This is a genomic window from Pseudomonas sp. 18175, assembly GCF_050432925.1.
In the GTDB taxonomy this organism is placed as follows: Bacteria; Pseudomonadota; Gammaproteobacteria; order Pseudomonadales; family Pseudomonadaceae; genus Aquipseudomonas.
In genome coordinates this window covers 1-8779 of sequence record NZ_JBKFTO010000041.1, presented here as the reverse complement: position 1 = coordinate 8779, position 8779 = coordinate 1, and the positions used below count along the sequence as shown (strand labels likewise).

7 protein-coding genes are annotated in these 8779 nt (G+C 64.2%); all 7 read left to right on the top strand.

Translation table 11 applies throughout. From position 1 onward, the window contains the following. Positions 1 to 208: 208 nt before the first annotated feature. Positions 209 to 1066 carry a flagellar motor stator protein MotA gene (gene motA / locus ACLD1Y_RS30960; protein WP_429481439.1) on the top strand — a complete coding sequence of 286 codons (858 nt, stop codon included), beginning with the start codon at positions 209 to 211 and terminating at the stop codon, positions 1064 to 1066. Next, positions 1063 to 2397: a flagellar motor protein MotB gene (motB, locus tag ACLD1Y_RS30955; protein WP_429481438.1), complete on the top strand. Its 1335-nt coding sequence runs from the start codon at positions 1063 to 1065 to the stop codon at positions 2395 to 2397. Before motA ends, motB begins: the two co-directional genes overlap by 4 nt. Then, positions 2285 to 3403, top strand: a complete 1119-nt coding sequence (flhB, locus tag ACLD1Y_RS30950; RefSeq protein ID WP_429481465.1) for a flagellar biosynthesis protein FlhB — start codon at positions 2285 to 2287, stop codon at positions 3401 to 3403. Before motB ends, flhB begins: the two co-directional genes overlap by 113 nt. Beyond that, complete coding sequence (flhA, locus tag ACLD1Y_RS30945; RefSeq protein WP_194939077.1) at positions 3400 to 5496, top strand: flagellar biosynthesis protein FlhA; 2097 nt, start codon at positions 3400 to 3402, stop codon at positions 5494 to 5496. The genes flhB and flhA overlap by 4 nt, the downstream gene beginning before the upstream one ends. After that, complete coding sequence (locus tag ACLD1Y_RS30940; RefSeq protein ID WP_429481437.1) at positions 5493 to 7205, top strand: flagellar biosynthesis protein FlhF; 1713 nt, start codon at positions 5493 to 5495, stop codon at positions 7203 to 7205. The genes flhA and ACLD1Y_RS30940 overlap by 4 nt, the downstream gene beginning before the upstream one ends. Continuing rightward, positions 7198 to 7593 carry a hypothetical protein gene (locus ACLD1Y_RS30935; RefSeq protein WP_429481436.1) on the top strand — a complete coding sequence of 132 codons (396 nt, stop codon included), beginning with the start codon at positions 7198 to 7200 and terminating at the stop codon, positions 7591 to 7593. Before ACLD1Y_RS30940 ends, ACLD1Y_RS30935 begins: the two co-directional genes overlap by 8 nt. 400 nt (positions 7594 to 7993) lie before the next feature. After that, the gene (locus ACLD1Y_RS30930) at positions 7994 to 8686 is read left to right on the top strand and encodes an RNA polymerase sigma factor FliA (protein ID WP_122512439.1); all 693 of its coding nucleotides are present in this window, start codon (positions 7994 to 7996) and stop codon (positions 8684 to 8686) included. Positions 8687 to 8779: the final 93 nt, after the last annotated feature.

Genomic DNA, 8779 nt, shown 5'->3' with positions numbered 1-8779 from the left:
CCCCCCCCCCCCCCCCCCCCCCCCCCCCCCCCCCCCCCCCCCCCCCCCCCCCCCCCCCCCCCCCCCCCCCCCCCCCCCCCCCCCCCCCGCTCCCACATTTGATTTGCGTCGCCTTGAATTCCCCCGTCCAAAAAAAGCCCTCAATTGCCCCCCCGCCGTTGCCGATATTCAGCAAGTCACCCATTGCTTGAATCTAAGGAACGACCACGTGCTCATCGTCTCCGGGCTTATCGTTGTACTGCTTTCCGTGTTCGGTGGCTTCGTCCTGTCCGGTGGCAGCCTTGGCCCGCTGTACCAGCCCACCGAATTGCTGATGATCGCCGGTGCCGGTGTCGGGGCCTTTATCGCCGCCAATAACGGCAAGGCCATCCGCGCCACCCTCACCGCCATTTCGCGCTTCAAGCGCAGCGCCAAGTACGACAAAACCCTGTACCTGGAATTGATGGGCATGCTCTATGCCCTGCTCAGCAAGGCCCGTCGCGAAGGCATGCTGAGCCTGGAGCGGGATATCGACGACCCCACGCAAAGCCCGATTTTTACCCAATACCCCCGCCTGGTCAGCGACCCGCTGATCATCCTGTTTATCACCGATTACCTGCGCCTGCTGGTGAGCAGCGCCATGCAGGCCCATGAGCTGGACGAGCTGATGCTGCACGAGATCGAGGGCTTCGAACATGAAGCGAACCTGCCGTCCGACGCCCTCTATAAAGTCAGCGATGCCCTGCCAGCATTCGGCATCGTCGCGGCGGTGATGGGGGTGGTCAAGGCGTTGAGTGCGGTGAACGTTGGGCCGGATTTGATGGGCCAGATGATTGCCCACGCGCTGGTCGGCACATTCCTCGGCATTTACCTGGCCTACGGGCTCGTCGCACCGCTGGCCAGTCGTATCGACCGCCAGGCCGCCGAGTCTGTGAAGATGCTGCAGTGCATCCGCGTCACGCTCTTGGCCAGTGTGCAAGGCTTGCCGCCGCAACTGGCGGTGGAGTTCGGCCGCAAGGCCTTGCACACCAGTGAACGCCCCGGCGCCCTGGAGCTGGAAACCTACGTACGCGGCAGCGGCGCATGAGCGACCGCCCGATCATCATCCGCCGCAAAAAAGCCGCCAAGCACGGCCACCACGGGGGTGCCTGGAAGATCGCCTTCGCCGACTTCATGACCGCTTTGATGGCGCTGTTCCTGGTGTTGTGGGTGCTGTCCAACGCCAGCAAAAACGACAAGGACGCGATTGCCGAGTACTTCAGCACCCCACTGCTGGCAGCCATGAGCAAAGGTGATCGCAACGCCAACAGCGCCAGCGCCATCCCCGGTGGCGGCCCGGACCCGCGCACCACCGAAGGTGAAAAAATACGCTACACCCCGCGCCTGTCCGGCGAAGAACGGCGCCACCTCGAATCCCTCAAGCAACGCTTGGACAACGCCGTGGACCGCGACCCGCAGCTGCGTGAGCTCAAGCAGCAGATCGCGATTGAACTGAGCCCCGAAGGCCTGCGCGTGCAACTGCTGGATACCGACAAGCGCCCGATGTTCGAACTGGGCAGCGCCAATGTGGCGCCGTACCTGCGCAAGCTGCTCAAGACCTTCGCCCCGGTGCTCAACGAATTGCCCAACCGCATCCAGATCAGCGGCCACACCGACAGCCACCCCTACCCTGGCGGTGATGCGGGCTACAACAACTGGGATTTGTCTGCCGACCGCGCCAAGGCCTCGCGCCAGGAACTGGTGGCCGGTGGGCTGGATTCCGACAAGCTGTTGCGGGTGTCGGGCATGGCCGACCGTATTCGCTTCCACGGTGCCGGGCCGTATGACGCGGCCAACCGGCGTATCGAGATCATCGTGCTCGACAAGCGCGTGGCCGAGCGCATTTTGNCCCCCCCCCCCCCCCCCCCCCCCCCCCCCCCCCCCCCCCCCCCCCCCCCCCCCCCCCCCCCCCCCCCCCCCCCCCCCCCCCCCCCCCCCCCCCCCCCCCCCCCCCCCCCCCCCCCCCCCCCCCCCCCCCCCCCCCCCCCCCCCCCCCCCCCCCCCCCCCCCCCCCCCCCCCCCCCCCCCCCCCCCCCCCCCCCCCCCCCCCCCCCCCCCCCCCCCCCCCCCCCCCCCCCCCCCCCCCCCCCCCCCCCCCCCACAACAAGCCCCCTCTCCACAACAAGCTCCCTTGCCACAGGTGCGGGGAATAGCGGGGGATTGTGGGTGATGTTCGCGCAATCGCCCGCCCTGGCGTCTACGCACAATACCGGCCATGGCCGAGACCAGCAGAGAAGACAAGACCGAAGCGGCGACCCCGCGACGAATAGAGAAGGCCCGCGAAGAAGGCCAAGTCGCCCGTTCCCGCGAAATGAACACCTTCGTCATGCTGCTGGGCGGCATCGGCGGGCTGTGGCTGCTCGGCGGCCATCTGTATGACGAGCTGGGCCAGGTGATGGAACAGGCGTTGCTGTTCGACCGCGCCCAACTGTTCGACACCGCGCGCATGCTCAGCACCCTGTGGACCCTGGCCCAGACCGCGCTGCTGGCCCTGGCGCCGTTTTTTGCGCTGATGGTCATGGCCGCCCTCGCCGCACCCGCGTTGCTTGGCGGGCTGGTGATCACCCTCAACGCCGTGCGCCCGCAGTTCTCGCGGGTCAACCCCATGAGCGGGCTGGCGCGGTTGTTCTCGGTGCAGGTGCTGGTGGAATTGGCCAAGGCGATTGCCAAGGCGAGCTTGATCGGCCTGGTTATTTATACCTTCCTGCGCAGCCATCTCGACCAATTGCTGACCCTGCCCCACATGCCCGCGCAAAAGGCCCTGGCCGCGATGATGAGCCTCACCGCCAGCGCCTGTGCGATGTGCGTGGCCTCGCTGATTATCGTGGTGGGCATGGACGTGCCCTACCAGCTGTGGACCTATGCCAAGAACCTGCGCATGTCCAAAGAGGAGCAACGCCAGGAACACAAGAATTCCGATGGCGACCCGCATATCAAAGCCAAGATCCGCCAGGTGCAACAGGCCCGCGCACGCCGCCGCATGATGAGCAAGGTACCCAAGGCCGATGTGATCGTGACCAACCCCAGCCACTTCGCCGTGGCTTTGTCGTACCAGAAAGAAAAAAACGGCGCGCCCCGCGTGGTCGCCAAGGGTGCCGATGACGTGGCCCTGCGCATCCGCGAGATCGCCACTGAGCATAACTTGCCGATTCTCGAGGCCCCACCGCTGGCGCGGGCCTTGTATTTCCACGTCGACCTCGACCGTGAAATCCCCCTTGAGCTGTACACCGTGGTCGCCGAAGTCGTCGCCTGGGCCATCCGCCTCAAGCGCGTCGGCGAACAAGGCGGCGACCTGCCGCCCACCCCGGTCAACCTGAACGTACCGCCCGGCATGGACCAGCGTGGCCCGCGCAACCCGACACCTGAGGATGAACCGAACACATGAAAGGCATGACCGATTTATTCGGCCCCGACTCTTGGCTGGCCAACACCGACTTGAAGGTCATGACCGGCCCCGTGCTGATCGTGCTCATCTTGTCGATGATGATTCTGCCGCTGCCCACCTTCATCCTCGACCTGTTGTTTACCTTCAACATTGCCCTGGCGATCATGGTGTTGATGGTCAGCATGCTCACGCAAAAGCCCCTGGATTTCTCGGCGTTCCCCTCGGTGCTGCTGTTTACCACCTTGTTGCGCCTGTCGCTGAACGTGGCGTCGACCCGGGTGATTCTGATGGAAGGCCACACCGGCGCGGATGCGGCGGGCAAGGTGATCGAGGCCTTCGGTGAGTTCCTGGTGGGCGGCAACTTTGCCGTGGGCCTGGCGCTGTTCCTGATTCTGGTGACCATCAACTTCATGGTGATCACCAAGGGCGCCGGGCGTATCGCCGAAGTGGGCGCGCGCTTCACCCTCGACTCGATGCCCGGCAAGCAAATGGCAATCGACGCCGACCTCAACGCTGGCCTGATCGGCGAACCGCAAGCCCGCCAGCGCCGCAAGGAAGTGGCCCAGGAAGCCGACTTTTTCGGCTCCATGGACGGCGCCAGCAAGTTCGTGCGCGGTGACGCCGTGGCGGGTTTGGTGATCATGGGCGTGTGCATCATCGGCGGCCTGGCCATCGGCATCCTGCAACACGGCATGGCGTTTTCGGACGCGGCGCACACCTACACCATGCTCACCATCGGCGATGGTTTGGTGGCGCAGATCCCGGGGCTGGTGATTTCGATTGCCGCGGGCGTGACCGTGTCCCGCGTCAACACCGAGCAGGACGTGGGCCAGCAGATGATGGGCCAGCTGTTCAGCCGCCCCAAGGTGCTGATGATGACCGCCGGGGTCATGGGCCTGCTGGGCCTGGTGCCGGGTATGCCGAACCTGGTGTTTTTGCTGCTCACCGGGCTGTTGGCGGGGTTAGGCTGGTGGTTTTCCAAACAGGAAGAGCTGGAGCCGGAAGGCTCGCCCACCCAGACGCTGTTGCCCAAATCCGCCTCCCAAGGCAGCGAAGCTTCGTGGGACGATGTGCAGTTGGTCGACACCCTCAGCCTGCGGGTCGGCCATCGGCTGATCCAACTGGTGGACGCGCGCCAGCAAGGCGAGCTGATCACCCGCATCAAGAGCCTGCGCAAAAAATTCGCCCAGGACATGGGCTTTCTGCCGCCGGTGGTGCATGTGCGCGACAAGCTGGAGCTGGCCGCCAATACCTACATCATCAGCCTCAAGGGTGTGGAGATCGGCCGTGGCGAGGTGTTCCCCGGCAAGTGGCTGGCGATCAACCCCGGCAAAGTCACCCATGAGTTGGAAGGCACCGCTGCGGTAGACCCGGCGTTCGGTCTGCCAGCGATCTGGATCGAACCCAACCTGCGTGAACACGGGCAGATCTACGGCTACACCGTGGTCGACGCCAGCACGGTCACCGCCACCCACCTCAACCACCTGCTTCACCAGCACGCCAAAGACATGCTCGGCCGTGGCGAAGTGCAGAAGCTGCTGGACAAGCTCGGCCCCGACAGCAAGGGCCTGATCGACGAAGTGGTGCCCAAGCTGGTGTCGCTCACGGTGCTTCAGCGGGTGCTGCAAAACCTGCTGGAAGAGAACGTGTCGATCCGCGACATGCGCACCATCCTCGATGCCCTCGCCGAACACGGCGGCGTACAGCAACCGCCGGATGTGCAGGAGCTGACCGCCGTGGTGCGCATCGCCCTGGGTCGCTCCATCGTCAACCAACTGTTCGGCAACAAGACCGAACTCAAAGTGATCGGCCTGGACTTCAACCTCGAACAAGTGCTGATGCAAGCGGTGGGCAACGGCGGCGCGCTGGAGCCAAGCCTGGCGGACAACCTGATGCAACAAACCACCTTGACCCTGCAACGCCAGGAACACAGCAGCGAGCCGCCGGTGTTGGTGGTGCCCAATAAGCTGCGGCCGGTGTTGTCGCGCTTCCTGCGTCGGCGTTTGCGCCAGCTCACGGTGATCGCCCTCAGTGAGATCCCTGACGACCGCACCCTGCGCATGACTAACGTGATCGGAGGCAAACCCAAGTGAGTGCGCAACGCTTTGTCGGCGCCAACAGCCGCGATGCCATGAACCAGGTGCGGGCGGCCCTCGGGGAAGATGCGTTGATCTTGTCCAGCCGCATGACCGATGACGGCGTGGAGATCATGGCCCAGGGCGAAGACGCCCCGAGCCCCCCGCCGCTGCTGGAATGGCTGCTGGAGGCGGGTTTTAGCAACACGTTCAGTGAAGAGCTGCTCGGCCGTGGGCCGGCGCAATTGCCCGATGCCACACCGGCCCGCCTCAAAGCCTGGTTGATGAACCGCCTCGACAGCCACCTCAGCCAATTGGCCGATGAAAGCGAGCTGTTCAAGGCGCCCACGGTGATCGCCCTGGTCGGCCCCACCGGTGTGGGCAAAACCACCACCACCGCCAAGCTGGCGGCGCGTTATGTGATGCGCCATGGCCCGGACAACGTGGCGCTGGTGACCACCGACAGCTTTCGGGTCGGCGCCCATGAACAATTGAATATCTATACTGGGTTGCTCGGCGTCGAACTGCATGCTCTTGGGCCGCAGGCAACCCTGGCTCCGCTGTTGAACCAGTTGGCCGGCAAACGTCTGGTGATCATCGACACCGTGGGCATGAGCCAGCGCGATCAACGCCTGCTCAGCCATATCCAGCAACTGAGCGGTGTACGCCTGATGCTGGTGCTCAACGCCGCCAGCCACGGCGACACCCTCGACGAAGTGGTGCACACCTACCGCGACGCCGCCCACGCCGCCGGTTGCAGGCTGGACGACTGCATCATCAGCAAGTGCGACGAAGCGGCGCGCATGGGGCCGGTGCTGGAGACGGTGATGCGTCACGGGCTGCGCCTGAACTATCTGTCGGTGGGCCAGCAAGTGCCGGAGGATTTGCAACTGCCGGGCAATTCGACGGTGTTGCAGCAGGCTGTGGATATCTCCCGGCCGTCGCGGTTTGCAGCGGCGCCCAGTAAGGTGACCCGCCCACATCTGGATGCACTGGTGCGCGGGCTGTTGGGGCAGCGCAAGGCGGTGTTCGCGCTGCGCGACAGCCTGATCACCCACGTCGAGGGCTTTGCCTTATTGGCGCAGGTCTGGCCGTTGATGGCCCAGCCGCAAGCGTGTTGGGACGGTTTTCTCAGCGAGCCGCCAACGCCGTTATCCACAACAGGGGTCACCCCAGCCAAGGCTGGCCATCGGGCGGTGCATAACACTGAGCGCCACCCACTCGGCACCCTCGCCAAACAGGCCCAAACCTTTGGCGTACGTGAACTGCGCTACCGCAACCGCCACGCGCGCATGAGCCTGAGCCACTTGCCGGTGACGTTCAAAGGCGCCGCCGTGCGCGCCTGGTTCGCCACCCTGCAAGACAGCCACAGCGGCCAACACTTGGGCCAACGCTATTGGCTGGTCGAAGAACAGCACGACCTGAACGAACAAGCCGCCGAACTGCTGCACCAAATGCAACAGACCGAACTGGCCAGCCTGACCGCACGCGGCTCAACCCTGTTGCTCGACCTGCACCCGCACCTGCACGCCGAACCGCGCCACTACCTGGCCGCGGGCCTTGCCGCCAGCGCCGTGCGCCTGTCCCAGTCCCGTGAAGACTGGGCATTCCAGGCGCGGGCGCAACTGCTGGGGCTGCTGCCGAAAAAACCACGCGGGCATGCAGGGGACATTCTTGAAGGTTTGCTGCACTTGTCCGCCGTGGTCGGCAGCTTCGAGCATGCATGACCAGGCGGCGGGGTTGCGCCAATGGGCCCAACTCAATCACCGCACGTTGATGCTGCTGGGCACTGCGCAGGAAGCTGTTTTGGCCCAAGAGACGCTGGAGCGCTGGCACTGCCAAGGACAGCGTTGGGTCGGTGACCCGACGCGTTGGCGCGTGCAGCCTGTGGATAAATATCAGCGCGACCACGCGCAATCGCGCTGGGGGATTTGGGTGGGCAGTGACCTCGATGGGTTTCGGCGGGCGTTCAATCATCTGAGTTCGCTGCGTGCCGGACCAACTCAAGTCTTGGCGCTGCATGCCGGCTTGCCCCAAGCAGGTCTGCTCAATAATTTGCGCGAAGCCGCCCAACGGTATCTGGCCATGCGCTTACTCCTAATCAACGAGACCTAATGTGGGAGCGGGCTTGCTCGCGAATGCGTTGGGTCAGTTTTAGATGTGCGAGCTGACACACCGCTTTCGCGAGCAAGCCCGCTCCCACAGGGGTTCTGTGTTGTTTGGCAGGGTTCATTTCAATCAGATCACATTGGGCTAAGCAGGGAACATGTGACTGGGCACACANGCTTGCTCGCGAATGCGTTGGGTCAGTTTTAGATGTGCGAGCTGACACACCGCTTTCGCGAGCAAGCCCGCTCCCACAGGGGTTCTGTGTTGTTTGGCAGGGTTCATTTCAATCAGATCACATTGGGCTAAGCAGGGAACATGTGACTGGGCACACAGCTGTTCTGCGCTTAATCCAGTAACCCCACCAGTAATAATCCCGTGGATTTTTTGTCTTTCGCAGGCGCGCACCATGTATACGGCACAGGGCAAGATTAACCAGCAAGAAGTGCTGCAGCAGTACCTACCCATGGTCCGGCGCCAGGCACTGGGGTTAAAGACCCGGCTGCCCGCCAATATCGAGCTGGACGACTTGATCCAGGCCGGTAGCATCGGCCTGCTCGATGCCATGACCCGCTATGACCTGAGTGTCGGCGCAACCTTCGCCACCTTCGCTTCCCAGCGTATTCGCGGGGCGATGATTGATGAGCTGCGCACCCGCGACTGGGTGCCACGCAGTGTGCGACGCAATGCGCGGGCGGTGGAAGATGCCATGCACCGCGTGGAACAAAGCCTGGGCCGCCCGGCCAAGGAACGCGAAGTGGCCTCGGCCATGGGCCTGACCCTCACCGAATACCAGAAGGTGCTCGACGACACCAACGGCAGCCAGATGCTGCCCTTCGACGACATCGACGAAGAACACAGCGAAGGTTCCAGCTCACGCCTGCAAACCCCGTTCGCCGAACTGCTCAACGACCGCAACCGCGCCAACCTCACCCGCGCCATCGACGCCCTGCCCGCCCGGGAGCGGCTGCTGCTTGCGTTGTGTCACCACGAAAAGCTGAATTTGCGGGAGATTGGCGTGGTGCTGGAGGTGAGTGAGTCGCGGGTGTGTCAGTTGCATGCCCAGGCGATTGCGCGGTTGCAGGTGAGCATGAGGGACTGACTCACCGCCGCACAAAAGACCACTGGAGATCAAATGTGGGAGCGGGCTTGCTCGCGAATGCGGTGTGTCAGTTAACACAACTGTGACTGAACC